The organism is Sphingobium sp. SA2 (genome assembly GCF_032227065.1).
Taxonomy (GTDB): Bacteria; Pseudomonadota; Alphaproteobacteria; order Sphingomonadales; family Sphingomonadaceae; genus Sphingobium.
The window spans coordinates 1,795,266-1,814,532 of record NZ_JAPMXX010000006.1 but is presented as its reverse complement, the minus strand read 5'-3'; the positions used below and the strand labels follow the sequence as shown (position 1 = coordinate 1,814,532).

The following is a 19,267-nucleotide window of genomic DNA, read 5'->3' as shown; positions in this document are numbered from 1 at the left end:
CTGAGCCGGGCGACGAGCAAAAGATGCGATTTGCCTCTGTGACGGGGGGCTGTATAGCCCCGCTCGGCATGCAGCGAAACAGCAAATTCCTCCCATCCGTCGACCGGCGCGGTCCCATCGTCCTGGTGGGGATGATGGGCGTGGGCAAATCGACGGTCGGGCGGCGGCTCGCGGCCCGGCTGGGGCTGGCGTTCGTCGATGCCGATGAGGAAATCGAAAAGGCGGCGGGCATGAGCGTGAGCGAGATTTTCGCCCGCTATGACGAAGCCTATTTCCGCGATGGCGAGCGGCGGGTGATCGCAAGGCTGATGGATGGCGCGCCCAAGGTGATCGCGACTGGCGGGGGCGCCTTCATGCAGGAGGACACCCGTGCGCTGATCCTGGAGCAGGCGACGGCGATCTGGCTGGATGCGGATATCGATGTGTTGGTGGACCGGGTTTCGCGGCGGGAGGGGCGGCCGTTGCTCAAGGATCGCGATCCGCGCACGGTGCTGACCGAACTGACGGCGGTGCGCAATCCGGTCTATGCGCTCGCCCCCATCCACGTCAAAAGCGTCGCCGCACCGCATGAAGTGACGGTCGAACGCATCATGGAGCAATTGACGGCATGGCAATAGTGCAGGTCGCGCTGGGTGCGCGCAGTTACGACATCCCGATCGAACAGGGCGCGCTCGATCGTGCGGGCGATCTCCTCAGCCCCTATGCCCGCAACGGGCGGCTGGTGGTCGTCACCGACGCGCATGTCGCGGCCGCGCAACTGCCACGGCTGGACGCCAGCCTGCGCGCGGTTGGTATCATGGCCGAGCCGATCATCCTGCCGCCGGGCGAACAGACCAAAAGCTGGCGGCATCTGGAGCAATTGCTCGACGCGCTGCTAGCGCTGGAGATCGAGCGCGGCGACCATGTCGTGGCGCTGGGCGGCGGCGTGATCGGCGATCTGGTCGGCTTTGCCGCGTCGATCCTCAAGCGCGGCTGCCATTTTATCCAGGTGCCGACCACTTTGCTGGCGCAGGTGGATTCATCGGTGGGCGGCAAGACTGCGATCAACACGCAGGCGGGCAAGAATCTGGTCGGCAGCTTCTACCAGCCCGCTCTGGTGCTGATCGATCCGTCGACGCTCGACAGCCTGCCGCCGCGCGAAACCCGCGCGGGCTATGCCGAGGTCGTCAAATATGGCCTGATCGACGATCCCGCCTTCTTCGCCTGGTGCGAGGCGCATGCCGGCGACCTGCTGGCGGGCGACCCCGCCGCGCGGACCTATGCGATCGAACGCAGCGTCCGCGCCAAGGCGGCGATCGTCGCCGATGACGAACGCGAGACATCGGGTCGCCGCGCGCTGCTCAACCTTGGCCACACATTCGGCCATGCGTTGGAGGCGGATACCGGCTTTTCCGACACATTGCTCCATGGCGAAGGCGTTGCGGCGGGCATGGCGCTGGCGTTTCGCTATTCGGCGCGGCTTGGCTTGTGCCCGCAGGCGGATGCCGACCGGGTGACCGCGCATCTGCGGTCGGTCGGCCTGCCCTACGATCTCGCCACCGCGCATGTCACCGCCGACGGCGCAGCATTGGTGGGCCATATGCTGCACGACAAGAAGATGGCGGCGGGCACCCTGCCCTTCCTGCTGGCGCGCGGCGTCGGCCAGACATTCCTGTCGAAGGATGTCGTGCTGGACGATGTGGCAGCATTTCTGGATGCGGATCGGGCGGGGTAACGCCCTCGCGCCCGCAACGACATATATTATCGGAAGTCATTTCCGTTCGCTTCGAGTGAAGTCGAGAAGCGGCAAGCACTGTGCGGACGTTTCTCGACTTCGCTCGAAACGAACGGAACCTCTCTTCCCAAAACTAAAAAAGGCGCCCAGTGGGCGCCCTTTTCGTTCAACCATGGAAGGCCGATTACTTCTTCAGCGTCAGACCACCGAAACGCTTGTTGAAGCGTGCCACCTGGCCACCCGTGTCCATCTGACGGTTGCCGCCGGTCCAGGCCGGGTGCGACTTGGGGTCGATGTCGAGCGCCAGCGTGTCGCCTTCCTTGCCCCAGGTCGAGCGGGTCTGGAAGGTCGTGCCGTCGGTCATCTGCACGGTGATCATGTGGTAGTCGGGGTGGGTATTGGCCTTCATGGCGTAACGCTCCGTATGTGCCGGTTCCGACCGGCTGTGGATGCTGTAAATAGCGAAGGCGCGCCGTTAGCGGGTTCGGCGCGCCTTGGCAAGGGATAACCCCCAGTCGTCATGCCAGCGGACGCTGGGATGACGGAGGGTTGGCTCAATCCTTGGGCGGATCGGCGATCATCGCGACGAACTGCGCTTCGGCGGCCAGCTTGTCGCCGATCATCGCCTTGCCGCTGAACTTGCAGATCGCGCCGCGATTCTGCGTCACTTCGACATGCAGGTCGAGCAGGCAGCCCGGCTCCACCGGCGAGCGGAACTTCGCGCCGTCGATGCTCATGAAATAGACGAGCTTGCCGGTGTCGGCGAGTTGCATCGATTCCACCGCCAGCACGCCAGCCGCCTGCGCCATAGCTTCGACGATCAGGACGCCAGGCATGATCGGCCGGGTCGGGAAATGCCCCTGGAAAAAGGGTTCGTTTACCGAAACTGCCTTGATCGCGTGGATCGACTGGTTGGGCACCAGCGACACCACGCGATCGATCAGCAGCATCGGATAGCGATGCGGCAGCGCAGCCATGACCCGACGGACATCCATCGGGCCAAGCGCGGTCGTTTCAACCTCTCCCGTCATTCTTATCAGCGCGACTTGGGAGCCTGCGCCGGGGCAGCGGCGGGCGCTGCCTGGCGACCACCGGGCTGCCAACCGGCAGGCGGGGTGATCGACACGCTGGGAACCAGTGCATTAAGTTCGGTGATGACGGCCGGGGTGATGTCCGCGCCTGCGCCGAAGCTCTCGGTCGCGGCCTTCTTGACCACGATTTCCGACTTGGTCTTGGCGGTTGCCGCCTTCAGCGCATCGTTTAGCTTGGCGACGAGCTGTTCCTCGACATAGGCGCGCGCGATGGCGATGGGCTGGCCCATGCGCTGCAGTTCGGCCTGCGCAGTCTGCTGCGTCTGCTGATATTGCTGATACTGGGTTTCGATCGCCGGGGTCGGCTTGTTGCCCGCTGCCGTCAATGCGGCCTGGAGCGCATCGCCCTTGGTCTTGAGGTCCGCTTCGATCGCAGTGCGGCGCGTGTTGAGCGCGTCGATCTGCGGCTTGTAGGTGGTCTGCATCTGGCTGATCGCGGTCGTGTAGGCCGTGCTCTTGGCAACAGCTTCTTCCAGATCGACGACGGCGAGGCCCGACTTGGTCTGGGCAACGGCCGGCATGGCGGTCAGGGCGATGGCGGTCATGGGCGCAAGAGCGAGCGCCGCGGCTTTGAACATGGTCTTCATCAGAATTGAGTCCCTACGTTGAAGGTAATGAGCTTGTTATCGTCGCCAGGTTCCTTGAGCAGCGCCCTGGCAATGTCGATGCGGAACGGGCCGAAGGGCGAATTCCAGTTGACGCCAAAGCCAACCGACAGACGCGGCTTGAGCGTATCGCCGAGATAGACTTCTTCGAAGGCACCACCAGCATAACTGGCCACGAACCCGGTCGGCGCCGCGTCGCAGTTGCCGATGGAAGGCGCCCGGACCTGTGTCGTCGAACCGGTATTGCCCGGTGCAGGCGCCACGGTGCAATAGCCCGCAAATGTGCCATCGCCATTCACAAGGGTCGGGTTCTTCAACCCAGCGACGGCACCGACATCCATGAAGATCGACGGACGAAGGCCCATTTCGCGTGCGCCGGAGCCAAGCGGAATTTCGACTTCGGCGCGAGCGAGATAGTAGATCTTGCCGCCCAGCGCGTCATCGGACACGTTATTGTTGCTATTGTCGCGAACATAGCTGGTCGAACCATCGTCGTTGGTCTGCGGTTGCAGATAGAAGCGCTTTACGCGCGGGCCGACACCGCGAATGTCGAAGCCACGGAACTGCGGTTCACCCAGGAAGAAGCGATCGACCAGCCGGACCTTTTCGACCAGTTCGCCGGTTGCATCGCGGCGTTCGCCTTCCAGGCTGTGGATATAGCCGCCTTCGGCCGAGACCGAGAAGATGAAGCCACTGCCCAGCGGGAAGAATTTGGAGCCGTTGATCCGGGTCTTGATATATTTGACGTTACCGCCAAGCCCGGCAAAATCCTGGCTCAGCACGACGTTGTGCCCGCGTGTCGGGCGGATGCGGTTGTCGCGCGTGTCGTAGATCAGCGAATAGCCAAGCGACGACGTGGTGCGCTTGCCGATCGCATCGCACAGATAACGACCCGCGATGAGGGGATCGCACTCGCGCGTGCCGTCGCCGTCCGTGTCCGAATAATAAGTATCTTCGTCCAGCGTCGTATCATCGAAATTGAGCTGATAGCGCAGCGCCAGCGACATATATTCAGTGATCGGCACACCCGCACGCAACTGGATACCCGTCGACGTATTCTCATAGGTCGTGTCGCGCGTGTTGCTGGTCAGATAGCGGAAGCTGTTGAGGTCACGGCGATAGATGTCGCCGCCCAGCGCGATATTCTTGTCCATGAAATAGGGTTCGGTGAAACCCAGTTCGATCGACTTGGAATAGGCCGAATAATTGACCGAGGTGCGCAGTTCCTGGCCCTTGCCGCGGAAGTTGCGCTGGGTGATCGACGCCGACACGATGAAGCGTTCCAGCGACGAGAAGCCCGCCGACAGCGACAATTCGCCGGTCGATTTTTCCTGCACGTTGGTTTCGAGGACGATGCGGTCGGGCGCGGAACCCGGCTTCTGCTCGACATCGAGCTTTTCCTGGAAATAGCCGAGCGAATTGATCCGGTCCTTCGACCGCTTGACCAGGAAGCTGTTGAACGCATCCCCTTCGGCCAGACGGAATTCGCGACGGACGACCTTGTCCTGCGTCAGCGTATTCCCGTTGATGTCGACGCGCTCGACATAGACGCGCGGGGCGTTGGCGATCCGGAAATTAATCCCCATCGTCAGCGTATCCTTGTCGCGGTTGAAGTCCGGCGACACTTCGGCAAAGGCATAGCCGAACAGGCCGGCAGTCTCGCTCAGCGTATCGACCGTATCCTCGACCTGCTTGGCGTTATACCAATCGCCCTTCTTCATCGGCAGACGCTTGGTCAGGCCATCGCCCGACAGGTCGCGAATGTCCGATTCGACCTTCACATCGCCGAATTTGTAGCGCTCGCCCTCTTCCACCACATAGGTGATGATGAAGTCCTGCTTGTCCGGCGTCAGTTCGGCGACCGCCGAAATCACGCGGAAGTCGGCATAGCCTTCGGTCAGATAATATTGGCGCAGCTTCTGCTGGTCATAGGCCAAGCGATCGGGATCATAGCTGGTGCCCGACGAGAAGAGACGGAACCAGCGTGACTGTTTGGTCACCATCTGGCTGCGCAGCGCACCGTCCTTGAACTTCTCGTTGCCGATGATGTTGATCTGGCGGACCTTGGACTTAGGGCCTTCGCTGATCTCATAGACGATATCGACGCGGTTCTGGTCCAACTGCACCAGTTTCGGCTCGATCGTCGCGGCAAAGCGGCCCTGGCGGCGATAGAGTTCGACAATGCGTGCGACGTCGGCGCGCACCTTGGACCGGGTATAGATTTGGCGCGGGGCGAGCTTGATTTCCGGCCGGATCTTGTCGTCCTTCAGCCGCTTATTGCCTTCCAGCACGATGCGGTTGATGACCGGATTTTCCTTCACCTCGACGGTCAGGGCACCATTGTCGTTGCGGATCTGGACGTCGGCGAACAATTCCGTCTCATACAGGTCGCGCAAGCCCTGATCGAGGCTTTCCTGGCTGTAGGGCTGGCCGATGCGCAGCTTGGTGTAGGACAGGACGGTGCCGGATTCGAGCCGCTGCGTGCCGGTGACGGTGATGCTGCTGATCGTGCCCTGTGCTGCGGGCAGCGACGCGGGCGCAACCACGGGCGCGGGCGCGGCAGCATCCTGTGCCATGGCCGGGAGCGCAGACAGACCTGCGATCATCGTCGTCGCCAACAGGGCGACCATGACCGGGCGCTGCCTTTTGCTGCTGTTCATCGCTGTCACCCGCATCACCTCAAAAACTCGAAAAATTTTGTTTCCGCCGCAACAGACGTCGCCAAACCGGGCTTCCCTGCCCGATGCGCGTCAACCGATCAAGCCGGACAGGCTCTTCCACAGCCCGAAAGACGACAAATCGTTGAAAGTCACCAAAACCATTACCGTCATCAGCAGCGCCAAGCCCGATCGATAGGCCCATTCCTGCACCTGCGGGCTGACCGGCCGACGCTGCAGCGCCTCAATGCCGTAAAACAGCAGATGCCCGCCATCCAGCATCGGGATTGGCAATAAGTTGATGAACCCCAAGTTAATCGAGATGAGCGCCATGAAGGTGAGGAAGCCGAACAGCCCCATCATCGCGGCCTGGCCGGAGACATCGGCGATCTTGAGCGGTCCGCCCAATTCCTTGACCGATCGGCGTCCGGTGATGATCTGGCCGAGGCCGTCCATGGCGGACACGAACATCTGGCCCGTCCGCAATGTACCGACCACCGGGATCTCCCACAGCGCGATGTCGCGGAATTCGACCTTGTCGGACATCACGCCCAATTGGCCGAGGCGGAAGATATTGCCGAACCGGTCCTTTTCGATCCGCTCGCCAGCCGCGATCGTCATGGCGGTGCGCTGACCATCGCGTTCGATGACGTAGGGCAGGACTTCACCCGGACGCAGCGACACGATCGGCGCGATGTCGGTGATGCTGTCGATCTGACGCCCCATGATCGACACGATGCGGTCGCCGGGGCGCAGGCCTGCCTTTTCAGCGGCCGATGCGGGCGCGACCTGCTGGACCACGGGCGGGCTGACCGGATCGCCCTTCCAATAGGCAAGGCCGCCCAGCAGCAGGATCGCGAACAGGAAATTGACCGCAGGCCCCGCCGCGACGATCGCTGCGCGCTGCCATACCGGCTTGGCGGGAAAGCTCTCGGCCCGATCCTGCGCCGACATTTGCAGCCAGGCGGGATCGGCCTGACTGGCCGCGTTCATGTCGCCCTTGAAGCGGACATAGCCACCCAAGGGGAGCGCCGCGAGCCGCCAGCGCGTGCCGCGCTTGTCCACCCAGGCCAGCAGTTCGGGGCCAAAGCCGATGGAGAAGGCCTCCGCCTTCACGCCGCACCAGCGCCCGACGATATAATGGCCGAACTCATGCACGAAAACGAGCGGCCCTATGACCGCGACGAAAGCGAGAACGGTCAGCAGGAAACCGGGATTTTCTAACAAGCCGTCAATCTTTCCATCACTTGGCCCGCCATGACGCGCGCCGCAGCATCCGCCGCCAGCACATCCGCAATGGCATGAGGCGCAGGCGCGCTATAGCGGGTCAACACTTCCTCCACAATCATGGCGATATCAAGGAAGCGGACGCGCCCGGCGAGAAAAGCGGCCACCGCGACTTCGTTGGCAGCGTTCAGGATTGCCGGAACGGCCCCGCCCGCCTCGGCCGCCTGCCGCGCTAAGCGCAGCGCAGGGAAGCGATCGGGGTCTGGCGCTTCGAAATCAAGCCGACCGATCCGCGCCAGATCGAGCGGTTGGCACGGCGTAGCGATCCGCCGGGGCCAGGCCAGGGCGTGGGCGATCGGAATACGCATGTCGGGCGAGCCCAATTGCGCCAAGGTCGACCGGTCGCGATATTCGACCATCGAGTGGATCACCGATTGGGGATGGACCAATATCTCGATCCGATCGAGTCCAACCGGGAAGAGATAGGCCGCTTCGATAAATTCCAGCCCCTTGTTCATCATCGTCGCGCTATCGACGCTGATCTTCGCGCCCATCGACCAGTTGGGGTGCGCGACCGCCTGCTGCGGCGTGATGTCCGCCATCTCGGCGCGACTGCGGGTGCGGAACGGGCCGCCGCTGGCGGTCAGGATGATCCTTGCGACATCGTCCAGGGTGCCGCCTGCAAGACACTGGAATATCGCATTATGTTCGCTGTCCACCGGCAGCAATGTCGCGCCGGAAGCGCGCGCCGCCTCCATCATCAGACCGCCCGCCGACACCAGTGATTCCTTGTTGGCCAGCGCCACCGTACCGCCCGCCTTGAGCGCGGCCATGGTAGGCCGCAGCCCGGCGCAACCCACGATCGACGCCATGGTCCAGTCGGCCCCGGACCCCGCGACATCGACCAGCGCCTCTTCACCCGCGGCCGCCTCGACACCCGACCCGGCCAGTGCAGCCTTGAGCGCGTCATAGCGCGCCGGGTCGCCGATCACAGCAATCTGCGCGCCGGTTGCCTTAGCTGCTTGCGCCAGCCCCTCGACATCGCTGTTCGCGGTCAGCGCGACGACCTGATAAGCATCCGGTTCGCGTTGGATGAGGTCGAGCGTGGACATGCCCACCGAGCCGGTCGCGCCAAAGATCGACACCGTCCGCATCACGCCTGTCCCACCATCAGATAGAGCAAGGCAGCGAGTGGCGCGGCGGCCACTACGCCATCCAGCCGGTCCATCACCCCGCCATGGCCGGGCAGCAGCATCCCGCTATCCTTGACCCCTGCGCGCCGCTTCATCGCGCTTTCGAACAGATCGCCCAATTGCGCCGCCACCGCCAGCAGGCCGCTCGCCGCCGCCAACTGGATCGGCAGGCCAGCGAAACGATGCAACAGAAAGCCCGTGATCAAAGCCGCAAGGACACCCCCGGCCAGCCCCGCCCAGGTCTTGGACGGGCTGATGCGCGGCGCGAGCTTGGGACCGCCGATCGAGCGACCCGCGAAATAGGCGCCAATGTCGGTCGCCCAAACCAGCGCCAGCGCCCAGAAGGCGAGCAGAAGTCCGTAAAGATTGGGTTCCTGCCCGCGCAGGAACAGCAAGGCCATCACCGGCACGCAGACATAGAATATGCCACACGCCAGCCTGTATCCGCGCGTCGCGGCCATCACGAACAGGAAGGCCGCGATCATCAGGCCGACTGCAAAGCCGTCCACGCCAGCCGCCAGCGGGCACAGGATCGCCAGCGGCACCGAGACGGCGAACATAGACAGCTTTCGCTGTTCGGCGGTTGCGCCATTCAGGTCCGCCCATTCGCCCTGCATCAATACGCCAGCGACCGCGAGCAGCAGCCAGAAGAGCAGACCGCCCGACAGCAAGGCACCGACCGCCATCGCGATCAAGGCGACACTGACGATGGCGCGGGTCTTCAATTCGCTCGCCATCGCCTACAAGCCGCCGAAACGGCGGTCCCTTAGACGGAAGGCATCAAGCGCGCGTGCCAGTTCCGCCGCATCGAAATCGGGCCACAGCATGTCGGTGAAATAGAGTTCGGCATAGGCGGCCTGCCACAGCATGAAGTTGCTGAGCCGTTGTTCGCCCGATGTGCGGATCAGCAGGTCGAGCGGTGGCAGATCGGCGGTATCGAGCGCCGCGCCGATCGTCTCAACGCCAATCTCGTCCGCGCGTATCTCGCCGCAGGCGACACGCTGCGCCAGTTGCTGGGCCGCGCGCACCATTTCGTCCTGCGCGCCATAGTTGAGCGCGATGGCGATGACCGGGCCGCTATTGGCGGCGGTACGCGCAACGGCCGCCTCGATCAGATCAACCAGCGACGGGTCGAGCACGCGATAATTGCCGATCACCCGCAGCCGGACGCCATTCGCGTGAAATTCGTCCAGATCCGCCTGGATGAAATGGCGCAGCAGACCCATCAGGTCGGCCACTTCGCTGGGTGGGCGCTTCCAGTTCTCGGACGAGAAAGCGTAGAGCGTCAGACATTCCAGCCCCATGTCGCGGGCCGCGCGCGCGACCCGGCGCACCGCTTCCACCCCGGCACGATGACCGGCGATGCGCGGCAGCAGGCGCTTCTTGGCCCAGCGGCCATTGCCATCCATGATGATGGCGACATGGCGTGCGCCATGGGCAAGCGCGGTGCTGGTCAGGTCGGGTTTGGCTTGCGTGGCCATCAGATCAGGATGCGGGCAATGGCCACGAAAGGAAAGCCCCGGCTTACTGGCCGAGGATTTCCTTTTCCTTCGACGTCGCAGCGGCGTCGATGTCGGCGATGATGCTGTCGGTCAACTTCTGAACTTCGGTTTCCAGGCGCTTGCGCTCGTCCTCGCTGATTTCGCCCTTCTTTTCATCGGCTTTCAGGCTGTCCATGCCGTCGCGGCGGACGTTGCGGACAGCGATGCGTGCACCCTCGGCATATTTGCTGGCGAGTTTGGCCAGTTCCTTGCGCCGGTCTTCGGTCAAATCGGGGATCGGCAGGCGCAGCGTCTGGCCATCGGTAATGGGGTTGAGGCCGAGGCCCGCCGAGCGGATCGCCTTGTCGACCGGGCCGACATTGGTCTTGTCCCACACCTGGACCGACAACATGCGCGGCTCAGGGGCGGACACGGTCGCGACCTGATTCAACGGCATGGATGCGCCATAGACGGTGACGGTCACCGGATCCAGCAGCATCACATTGGCGCGGCCGGTACGCAGGCCGGACAGATCGCCACGCAGCGATTCGACGGCACCGGCCATGCGGCGTTCCAGATCGGATTTGTCATATTGGGCCATGATGTCAGCGCTCCTGATTATGCACGATCGTCGCGACGCCCTGCCCCGCCAACACTGTCGCCAGGTTGCCGGTTTCGCGGATGTTGAACACGACGATGGGAATATTATTTTCGCGGCAAAGGGCAATGGCGCTTGCGTCCATAACCTTTAGGTTATCGGTCAGCACTTGGTCGAAGCTGATCTCGTCATAGCGGGTCGCGTCGGCCACCTTCTTGGGATCGGCATTATAGACGCCATCGACGCTGGTGCCCTTGAAGATCGCGTCGCAATTCATTTCGGCGGCCCGCAAAGCGGCGGTCGTGTCGGTGGTGAAGAAGGGGTTGCCGGTGCCCGCCGCGAAGATGACGATCCGGCCCTTTTCCATATGCCGCACCGCCTTGCGCCGGATATAGGGTTCACACACCGACGCCATCGGGATCGCCGACTGTACGCGGGTGTCGTAGCCGAGCTTTTCCAGCGCATTCTGCACCGCCAGCGCGTTCATGACCGTGGCCAGCATGCCCATATAATCGGCGCTGGTTCGGTCGAACCCCTTCGCTGCACCAGCCAGCCCCCGAAAGATATTGCCGCCGCCCACGACGACGCACAGCTCGAATCCCGCATCACGCGCCGCCGCAATCTCGCCTGCGACACGATTGACGGTTTCCGGCTCGATGCCGAACTGGCCCTGCCCCATCAGGACTTCACCGGACAACTTCAACAGGATGCGCTTGTAGGCAGGCCGGGTCATAGGCGGTGGGGAGTCCATGTTGCTAGCGGGAAGGCCAGCGATCATTAGTCAGCCCAGCGCCCAATGCCAAGGGGCGTTTGTCGTCAAATATTACGCAGCGCCATGGGATGGCCTTTGCTGTCCCGCAATTACCGTCATCCCGTGGGACCGTCAGCAGGGACGATCGGGCAGGCAGGGCGGTCCGCCACTGCCCCGTGGAGCCTTCCCGCCCCGCGACGGGGGCCGCAACTCATCCATGGTCAGCCAGCCATCATGATTGGCATCGGCCGCATCGAACCGTTTGCCTTGATAGGCCAGCAATTCTTCGAGCGAGAGGCCCGCGTCATAATTGCTGTTGGCGTTGGTGATCAGGCCGACGCTGAGCGGCTCGATAAGCGCGGCGAGGCTCATGCTGCCAGGGTCATCGCCGACATCGGGCAGGAGGACTTCGGCGATCGGACCGTCCCGGTCACCGGTCCCGGCCACTTCCGACGAGGCCACCGAACCCATTTGCCGCTGCCAGGCGACGAATTCCTCATAACTCACCGCACCATTATGATTGCTGTCGATCCTGGTGAAGCGCGCGCGAATGAGGGTCTCGCGCCGGGCATCGAACAGGCTACGCAATTCGGCGATCATGACCATGCCATCGCGGTTGACGTCGCCTTCCCGGAACATCGCCGTCACGACCTTGTCGAACTGCGCCCGTTTGATCGGCTTGGGCGGCGTAGGTTGGCGCGGCCCGCCCCTAACGCCGGGTGGTCCGCCGCCGCCGGGAGGGCCACCAGTGCCGCCGCCCTGCATATCGCCACCCATCCCGCCCTGCGCCAGCACGGGGGCCGTACATAATAGCAGCGACGCCAGCGCGCCGGACAATATCTTGTGCATCGACAATGCAAACTCCGCCAAAGTCGGAGACAGGCAGGCGGATAGCCATCCAGCCGCGCACGCCCCCGAAGCCACGTCTGCGGCAGAGACGGCACGGTGTTGGCAATTCAGTAGACGAGAAGATTGCTCAATGGCGCCTATCGCCCGATGCGACGGTCGCCAAAAAAAAGAGCGCCCAGCGGGGCGCTCTTTTCCTTGTTTCAGACTGTACGTCCGTATGTCAGACGCCGGCAGCCGCCGCGACTTCCGCCGCGAAGTCGCTGACTTCCTTTTCGATGCCTTCGCCCAGCTGGAAGCGGACATAGCCCTTCAGGCTGATCGATGCGCCGGCTTCCTTGGCGGCCTTGGCAACGACGTCGGCGACCGGGGTCTTGTTGTCCATCACGAACAGCTGCGAGAGCAGCGCGTTTTCCTTGGCGAACTTGGCCACTGCGCCATCGACCATCTTGGCGACGATCTCGGCAGGCTTGCCCGATTCGGCGGCCTTTTCAGCAGCGATCGCGCGCTCACGCTCCAGCAGCGACGGATCGATGTCCGACGCGGCCAGCGCCAGCGGGAAGGCAGCGGCGATGTGCATCGCGATCTGCTTGCCCAAAGGCTCCATGACCTCAGCCGAGGCATCGCCTTCCAGCGCGACCAGCACGCCGATCTTGCCGAGGCCCGGCGCAGCAGCATTGTGGACGTAGGGAACGACGACGCCCTGGCTCACTTCGACATGGCCGACGCGGCGCACGGTCTGGTTCTCGCCGATGGTGGCGATGTTGGCGACCAGCTTTTCAGCGACCGTGCCGCCCGACGGATAGGCAGCGGCTGACAGCGCTTCGGCGTCGGCAGCGCCGGTTTCGAGCGCGATCGTCGAGACGGTGCGGACGAAATCCTGGAACTGTTCGTTCTTGGCGACGAAGTCGGTTTCGCTGTTCACTTCGACGGCAACACCCTTGGTCCCGGCAACGGCAACACCGACCAGACCTTCGGCCGCGGTGCGGCTCGACTTCTTCTGCGCAGCGGCCAGACCCTTGGCGCGCAACCAGTCGGTTGCCGCTTCGATGTCGCCATTGGCTTCGGTGAGCGCCTTCTTGCAATCCATCATGCCCGCGCCCGAACGGTCGCGAAGTTCCTTGACGGAAGCGGCGGTAATATCGGCCATGTTTCGGCTCCTAAATCAGTGTGGTTCAAATATGCGGCAGGGCGCGTCTCTGAAAGAGCGCGCCCTAGCCTGTCATTCTTTCAGTTGCGCGACGCTCTTAGGCTTCGGCGACAACCTCTTCCGCCATCGGCTCGTCCATCGCGCCAAGGTCGACGCCCGAAGCCTGCTGCGCACCACGGTTGCCCTTGGTCGCGGCGGCCGCAATGGCGTCGCAATAGAGGCGGATGGCGCGGCTGGCGTCGTCGTTCGCGGGGACCGGGAAGGCGATGCCGTCGGGCGAGACGTTCGAATCGAGGATCGCGACGACCGGGATACCCAGCGTGTTGGCTTCCTTGATTGCCAGTTCTTCCTTGTTCGCGTCGATCACGAACATGACATCGGGAATGCCGCCCATGTCGCGAATGCCGCCGAGCGACATTTCGAGCTTCTCATGCTCGCGCGTCATCTGAAGCACTTCCTTCTTGGTCAGGCCGTGGGTGTCACCCTGCAGCTTTTCCTCAAGGGTCTTCAAGCGCTTGATCGAACCGGAAATCGTCTTCCAGTTGGTGAGCATGCCGCCCAGCCAGCGATGGTTGACGAAATGCTGGCCGGACTTGCGCGCGGCTTCAGCGATCGGGTCTTGCGCCTGGCGCTTGGTGCCGACGAACAGCACCTTGCCACCGGCGGCAACCGTACCCGACACGAAATCGAGCGCGCGGCCGAACAGGGGCACGGTCTGCGACAGGTCAAGGATGTGGATGCCGTTGCGCTCGCCGAAAATATACGGCTTCATGCGCGGATTCCAGCGATGGGTCTGGTGGCCGAAATGCGCGCCAGCGTCGATCAATTGGTGCATGGTGACAACAGGAGCCGCCATAAGATAATCTCCTTCCGGTTAATGCCTCTGGGAATCGGGAACCGCAGATGGTCTGAAAGACCACTGCCAGCACCGGATATGATGATCCCCATGTGGAATGAGGCGCGCCTTTAACGCCGCAGAAAATAATGTGCAAGGCTTGACTTGCACCGCAAACCGGAACATAAAGTGAACAAACGGAACAAAGGCGGTTAGCTGCCGTTGAAACCGTCATAGTGAGGCCAGCCGTGCAAATGGCAAGATGGAAAGTGACCGTTATGTTCACATTCGTTGCAGCGACCCTGTTTCTTGGCGCATTCCTGATGGCCGTGGGAACCATCGCATGGATGTTCCTGCTCTATCATGACAAGATGATCGCCGCGCTCCAGTTCGAGCCGATCCCGCACACGCCTGTTTACCATGTGCGTATCCGTCGTCCCCGTGCCGCCGATGCAGACCGCGTTTCCGCCGTCCGAGTACCGAACGGCATTTTCGCGGCCTGATCATTTTCTCAGGCGGGCGTTGGCGGTTCCGCCTCGCGGGTCCGCACGACCTTGGCATAGGAGATGATGCCGAACGGTATCAGGGCCACATAGACGGCGCAGAGCAACAGCAGCGTCAGCCAAGGATCAGTTACCAGCAACGCCGCCAGCAACCCGGCAAAGGCAATGACTTCCAACCGGATACGCTTGCGCAACCGCAGCGCCGACCAGCTATAGGTTGCGATGTTGGAGATCATCAGGAAGGCGACGAACGCCGTCCAGGGTGCCACGACATACCAGGCGCGGAACAGATCCTCGCCCGTCACCAACCACAGATAGAGCGGCACGAAGGACAGGCCCGCCCCGGCCGGCGCGGGAACGCCGGTCATGAAACCGGCGGATTTATGCGGCTGTTGTTCCGCATCGATATTGGCGTTGAAGCGCGCCAGGCGCAGCGCGCAGGACAAGGCGTGGGCCAACGCGAAGATCCAGCCGAATTTCGGCATGGCGTGCAGCGACCAGAGATAGAGGATCAAGGCCGGCGCAACGCCGAAGGCGATCGAATCGGACAGCGAATCCAGTTCCGCGCCGAATCGGCTTTCGCCGCGCAGCATCCGCGCGATCCGGCCATCGAGGCCATCCAGCACCCCGGCAAAGATGATCGACAGCACGGCCCGTTCCCAATCGCCCGATATGCCGTAGCGAACGCCGGTCAGACCGAAGCACAAGGCCATCGCCGTCACCGCATTGGGCGCGAGCATGCGCAGGGTGATGCCCCGCCGCATGCCCTGAGGCACGGCGCGCCGCCGCCTCATTGCTGAATACCGGCGACGACCCGGCGATCACCCATTTGCCCCAGGATGGTTTCCCCGGCGATGGTGCGCTGGCCCAGGATCACGCGCGGCGCGGTTCCGGCGGGCAGATAGACATCGACCCGGCTGCCAAAGCGAATGAGGCCGATCCGCTGCCCCGCAGCAACCATGTCGCCAGGCTTGACGAAAGGCACGATCCGGCGTGCCACGAGGCCCGCAATCTGGGTAAAGCCAATGCGGACGCCATCGTGGCGTTCGACCAATATATGCTGGCGCTCATTATCCTCGCTCGCCTTGTCGAGATCGGCATTGAGGAATTTGCCCGAAATATAGACGACCGACTTGATCGTGCCGCCAATCGGCGTGCGATTGATATGGACGTCGAACACGCTCATGAAAATGGACACGCGGATCATCGGCTGATCGCCAAGGCCATCGACGCCCGCCATCTCGCGCGGCGGGGGCACGCGCTGGATCAGCGTCACCAGGCCGTCCGCAGGCGCGATGATCGCGCCTTCATCCTGTGGCACGGCGCGCACGGGATCGCGGAAGAAGGCGAAGACCCAGATCGTCACCATCAGCATCAGCCATCCCAGCACCTCCCATCCCACGAGGAACAGGAGCGCCGTGATCGCGACTGCGATCAGGCCGAATTTCATCCCTTCCGGGTGAACCGAAGGAAAGCGCCATTTGACATTGCCGCCAGCGGCGATCGTGATTTCGTTATTGTCCATGGCCACCATCTTTAGGGAGAGAGCTTCCCCCTGACAACGGCCGATCCCGGCGAAGGCTCCGCTCTGTCATATAACTGTGCGTGCGGAGTTGAACATTCTGCCCGCTTTGCCTAGGGCGATTGCCAAATCCACCCACGATGAAGAAGGCGAACAGGCGCATGGCGAAGATCAAGGTGAAGAACCCGGTCGTTGAGATTGACGGCGATGAAATGACCCGGATCATCTGGGAATGGATCCGCGAGCGGCTGATCCTCCCCTATCTCGACATCGACCTCAAATATTATGACCTGTCCGTCCAGAAGCGCGACGAGACGAACGACCAGATCACGGTCGATTGCGCCAATGCGATCAAGCAATATGGCGTCGGCGTGAAGTGCGCGACCATCACGCCCGACGAACAGCGCGTCGAGGAATTCAACCTCAAGTCGATGTGGAAGTCGCCCAACGGCACGATCCGCAACATCCTGGGCGGCGTGGTGTTCCGTGAACCCATCGTCATCAAGAACGTCCCCCGTCTGGTCCCAGGCTGGACCGACCCGATCGTCATCGGCCGTCATGCCTTTGGCGACCAGTATAAGGCGACCGACTTCCTGGTCCCCGGCCCCGGCAAGCTGCGCCTGATCTGGGACGGCGAAAATGGCGAGAAGATCGAAAAGGAAGTGTTCGACTTCCCGGCCGCTGGCGTTGCCATGGGCATGTACAATCTGGACGAATCGATCCGCGATTTCGCCAAGGCGAGCATGAACTATGCGCTCGATCGCGGATGGCCGCTGTACCTTTCGACCAAGAACACCATCCTCAAGGCCTATGATGGCCGCTTCAAGGATCTGTTCCAGGAAGTGTTCGACGCCGAATTCGCCGACAAGTTCAAGGCGGCGGGCATTGTCTATGAGCATCGCCTGATCGACGACATGGTCGCGTCCGCGCTCAAGTGGAGCGGCAAGTTCGTCTGGGCCTGCAAAAATTACGACGGCGACGTCCAGTCCGACACCGTGGCGCAGGGCTTCGGCTCGCTCGGCCTGATGACCTCGGTCCTGCTGTCGCCCGACGGCAAGACGGTGGAAGCCGAAGCGGCGCATGGCACCGTGACCCGCCACTATCGCCAGCATCAGCAGGGCAAGGCGACCTCGACCAACCCGATCGCATCGATCTTCGCCTGGACGCAGGGCCTGTCCTTCCGCGGCAAGTTCGACGGCACGCCCGAAGTCACCAAATTCGCCGAAACGCTTGAGCGCGTCTGCATCAAGACCGTCGAAGATGGCGCGATGACCAAGGATCTGGCGCTGCTGATCGGCCCGGAACAGGCATGGATGACGACGGAACAGTTCTTCGAACAGATCCGCGTCAATCTGGAAGCCGAAATGGGCAAGTGGAACTGATAGGCTTCTGAAGCTTTCAGTACGGAAACGGAATGAGGCGGTGCCGATTATTCGGTGCCGCCTTTTCCATAGCCATCGCGCCGAGGGAATGAAGCCATGACGACAGCCACGCAGAAACGCCTTGAGGTGCGCCCGGCGGTGCCGACCGACGTGCGCGCGATCATCCGACTTATCGCCCGCGTCTATCCGGGCCTACCCAATTATTCCCCCGCCACCGTGCGCGGCCAGATCAACAATTTCCCCGATGGCTGCTTCGTCGCGCTCTACGATAACAAGGTCGTGGGCTATTGCGCGACGATGCGGGTCAGCAAGGGCATGGCCTTTGCCTGGCATGATTGGGAGGAAATCACCGCCAACGGCTTTGGCACGCGCCACAGCGCGGCGGGCGAATGGCTCTATGGCTATGAGATGGCGGTGGACCCCAAGCTGCGCGGCCTGCGCATCGGCCAGCGCCTCTATGACGAACGCAAGGAACTGGCCGAGCAACTCGATTTGCACGGCATCGTCATTGCCGGCCGGATGCCGGGCTATCTGCGCGCCAAGCGCAAGGTCGAAGGCCCCAAAGATTATCTGGACAAGGTCGCCGCGGGCAAGATCCGCGATCAGGTCGTCAGCTTCCAGCTCAAGAACCAGTTCGAACCGCTGGGCGTGCTGGAAAATTATCTGCCCGAAGACAAGCAGTCCGATGGCCACGCCGCACATCTCGTCTGGCGCAACCCCTATGTCGATCCCGACGAAGCGCCCGAAATGCGCGTGCCGCGCGGCGTCGAAAGCGTCCGCCTGGCCACCTGCCAGTTGCAGGCGCGCGCGGTCGAGGATTTCGAAGGGTTCGTCCGCAACATCGAATATTTCGTCGATGTCGCAGCGGACTATCGCTCCGATTTCATCGTCTTCCCTGAGCTTTTCACCCTGCCCCTACTGTCGTTCGAGACCAAGAAGCTCAACCCGATGGAGGCGATCGACAAGCTCACCAGCTATACCCCGCGCCTGACCAAGGAACTGACGCGGATGGCATTGCAATATAATATTAATATCATCGGCGGCTCCCACCCGACCCGCGCCGACGATGGCGATATCCAGAATATCGCCTATGTCGCGCTGCGCGATGGCTCCGTCCATACGCAGGAAAAGATCCACCCCACCCCGAACGAATCCTTCTGGTGGAACATCAAGGGTGGCGATTCGCTCGACGTGATCCAGACCGACTGCGGGCCGATCGGCGTGCTGATCTGCTATGACAGCGAATTTCCCGAACTGGCCCGCCGCCTGGTGGATCAGGGCGCGCGGATCATCTTCGTGCCCTTCTGCACCGATTCGCGGCTTGGCTATATGCGGGTGCGCTATTGCGCGCAGGCGCGGGCGATCGAAAATCAATGCTACGTCGTGATGTCAGGCAATGTCGGCAACCTGCCCAATGTCGACAATATGGACATTCAATATGCCCAGAGCGCGATCCTGACGCCGTGCGACCTGCCCTTTGCGCGCGATGGCATTGCGGCGGAATCGACCGAAAATGTCGAGACGTTGACGATGGCCGACGTGAACCTGGCCGACCTTAGCTGGGCACGGGCCGAAGGGACGGTCCGCAACCTGCGCGACCGGCGCTTCGACCTCTATCATATCGAATGGGACAGCAATCCCGACCATGGCCATGCGCCCAATGGCGGCCCCGTTCCCGCCGGCGGCCATAATTCACCGGGCGGCGGCTGAGG

The 19,267-nt window shown here is 62.6% G+C and carries 20 protein-coding genes; 5 read left to right on the top strand and 15 right to left on the bottom strand.

Going from position 1 to position 19,267, the window contains the following annotated elements; genetic code table 11:
- Positions 1–68: 68 nt before the first annotated feature.
- Together OVY48_RS16615 and aroB are read left to right on the top strand one after the other, a co-directional pair.
- Entirely contained in the window at positions 69–617 is a 549-nt protein-coding gene (locus tag OVY48_RS16615) for a shikimate kinase (RefSeq protein ID WP_313924818.1), read from the top strand.
- Positions 608–1,714 carry a 3-dehydroquinate synthase gene (gene aroB / locus OVY48_RS16610; protein ID WP_313923652.1) on the top strand — a complete coding sequence of 369 codons (1,107 nt, stop codon included), beginning with the start codon at positions 608–610 and terminating at the stop codon, positions 1,712–1,714. Before OVY48_RS16615 ends, aroB begins: the two co-directional genes overlap by 10 nt.
- Before the next feature lie 184 nt (positions 1,715–1,898).
- Here the strand turns inward: aroB and rpmE are convergent, their stop codons facing one another.
- The 13 genes from rpmE to rpsB form a co-directional block, all read right to left on the bottom strand.
- Positions 1,899–2,123: a 50S ribosomal protein L31 gene (gene rpmE / locus OVY48_RS16605; RefSeq protein WP_037476683.1), complete on the bottom strand. Its 225-nt coding sequence runs from the start codon at positions 2,121–2,123 to the stop codon at positions 1,899–1,901.
- Between the two features lie 145 nt (positions 2,124–2,268).
- Positions 2,269–2,745 (bottom strand): 3-hydroxyacyl-ACP dehydratase FabZ, encoded by a 477-nt coding sequence (gene fabZ, locus OVY48_RS16600; RefSeq protein ID WP_037476682.1) that lies wholly within the window; start codon positions 2,743–2,745, stop codon positions 2,269–2,271.
- A gap of 5 nt (positions 2,746–2,750) precedes the next feature.
- Positions 2,751–3,392 (bottom strand): OmpH family outer membrane protein, encoded by a 642-nt coding sequence (locus OVY48_RS16595; RefSeq protein WP_069066295.1) that lies wholly within the window; start codon positions 3,390–3,392, stop codon positions 2,751–2,753.
- Positions 3,392–6,070 carry an outer membrane protein assembly factor BamA gene (gene bamA / locus OVY48_RS16590; RefSeq protein ID WP_313923651.1) on the bottom strand — a complete coding sequence of 893 codons (2,679 nt, stop codon included), beginning with the start codon at positions 6,068–6,070 and terminating at the stop codon, positions 3,392–3,394. Before bamA ends, OVY48_RS16595 begins: the two co-directional genes overlap by 1 nt.
- Positions 6,071–6,160: 90 nt before the next feature.
- Complete coding sequence (gene rseP / locus OVY48_RS16585) at positions 6,161–7,294, bottom strand: RIP metalloprotease RseP (protein WP_313923650.1); 1,134 nt, start codon at positions 7,292–7,294, stop codon at positions 6,161–6,163.
- A complete protein-coding gene (locus tag OVY48_RS16580; protein ID WP_313923649.1) occupies positions 7,288–8,448 on the bottom strand; it encodes a 1-deoxy-D-xylulose-5-phosphate reductoisomerase in 1,161 nt (386 codons plus the stop codon). Before OVY48_RS16580 ends, rseP begins: the two co-directional genes overlap by 7 nt.
- Complete coding sequence (locus OVY48_RS16575; RefSeq protein WP_096061898.1) at positions 8,448–9,224, bottom strand: phosphatidate cytidylyltransferase; 777 nt, start codon at positions 9,222–9,224, stop codon at positions 8,448–8,450. Before OVY48_RS16575 ends, OVY48_RS16580 begins: the two co-directional genes overlap by 1 nt.
- 3 nt (positions 9,225–9,227) lie before the next feature.
- Positions 9,228–9,968, bottom strand: a complete 741-nt coding sequence (locus tag OVY48_RS16570) for an isoprenyl transferase (protein ID WP_313923647.1) — start codon at positions 9,966–9,968, stop codon at positions 9,228–9,230.
- Between the two features lie 43 nt (positions 9,969–10,011).
- On the bottom strand, positions 10,012–10,569 hold the full coding sequence (gene frr, locus OVY48_RS16565) for a ribosome recycling factor (protein WP_037472049.1): 558 nt from the start codon (positions 10,567–10,569) through the stop codon (positions 10,012–10,014).
- Positions 10,570–10,573: 4 nt separating this feature from the next.
- Positions 10,574–11,299, bottom strand: a complete 726-nt coding sequence (gene pyrH / locus OVY48_RS16560) for a UMP kinase (RefSeq protein ID WP_037472051.1) — start codon at positions 11,297–11,299, stop codon at positions 10,574–10,576.
- Positions 11,300–11,449: 150 nt separating this feature from the next.
- Positions 11,450–12,166: an EF-hand domain-containing protein gene (locus tag OVY48_RS16555; RefSeq protein ID WP_313924817.1), complete on the bottom strand. Its 717-nt coding sequence runs from the start codon at positions 12,164–12,166 to the stop codon at positions 11,450–11,452.
- A gap of 220 nt (positions 12,167–12,386) precedes the next feature.
- Positions 12,387–13,313, bottom strand: a complete 927-nt coding sequence (gene tsf, locus OVY48_RS16550; RefSeq protein WP_037472056.1) for a translation elongation factor Ts — start codon at positions 13,311–13,313, stop codon at positions 12,387–12,389.
- A 97-nt stretch (positions 13,314–13,410) separates the two neighbouring features.
- Positions 13,411–14,169: a 30S ribosomal protein S2 gene (gene rpsB / locus OVY48_RS16545; RefSeq protein WP_043152929.1), complete on the bottom strand. Its 759-nt coding sequence runs from the start codon at positions 14,167–14,169 to the stop codon at positions 13,411–13,413.
- 257 nt (positions 14,170–14,426) lie between these two features.
- Here rpsB and OVY48_RS16540 point away from each other — a divergent pair, with 257 nt between their 5' ends.
- The gene (locus OVY48_RS16540) at positions 14,427–14,651 is read left to right on the top strand and encodes a hypothetical protein (protein WP_069066289.1); all 225 of its coding nucleotides are present in this window, start codon (positions 14,427–14,429) and stop codon (positions 14,649–14,651) included.
- Between the two features lie 8 nt (positions 14,652–14,659).
- Here OVY48_RS16540 and OVY48_RS16535 read toward each other — a convergent pair whose 3' ends face one another.
- Together OVY48_RS16535 and OVY48_RS16530 are read right to left on the bottom strand one after the other, a co-directional pair.
- The gene (locus tag OVY48_RS16535; RefSeq protein WP_313923644.1) at positions 14,660–15,445 is read right to left on the bottom strand and encodes a phosphatidylcholine/phosphatidylserine synthase; all 786 of its coding nucleotides are present in this window, start codon (positions 15,443–15,445) and stop codon (positions 14,660–14,662) included.
- Positions 15,442–16,176, bottom strand: a complete 735-nt coding sequence (locus tag OVY48_RS16530) for a phosphatidylserine decarboxylase (RefSeq protein WP_069067039.1) — start codon at positions 16,174–16,176, stop codon at positions 15,442–15,444. Before OVY48_RS16530 ends, OVY48_RS16535 begins: the two co-directional genes overlap by 4 nt.
- Before the next feature lie 158 nt (positions 16,177–16,334).
- Here OVY48_RS16530 and OVY48_RS16525 point away from each other — a divergent pair, with 158 nt between their 5' ends.
- Together OVY48_RS16525 and OVY48_RS16520 are read left to right on the top strand one after the other, a co-directional pair.
- The gene (locus OVY48_RS16525) at positions 16,335–17,555 is read left to right on the top strand and encodes an NADP-dependent isocitrate dehydrogenase (protein WP_313923643.1); all 1,221 of its coding nucleotides are present in this window, start codon (positions 16,335–16,337) and stop codon (positions 17,553–17,555) included.
- Positions 17,556–17,651: 96 nt separating this feature from the next.
- Entirely contained in the window at positions 17,652–19,265 is a 1,614-nt protein-coding gene (locus tag OVY48_RS16520; protein ID WP_096061893.1) for a bifunctional GNAT family N-acetyltransferase/carbon-nitrogen hydrolase family protein, read from the top strand.
- Positions 19,266–19,267 lie beyond the last annotated feature (2 nt).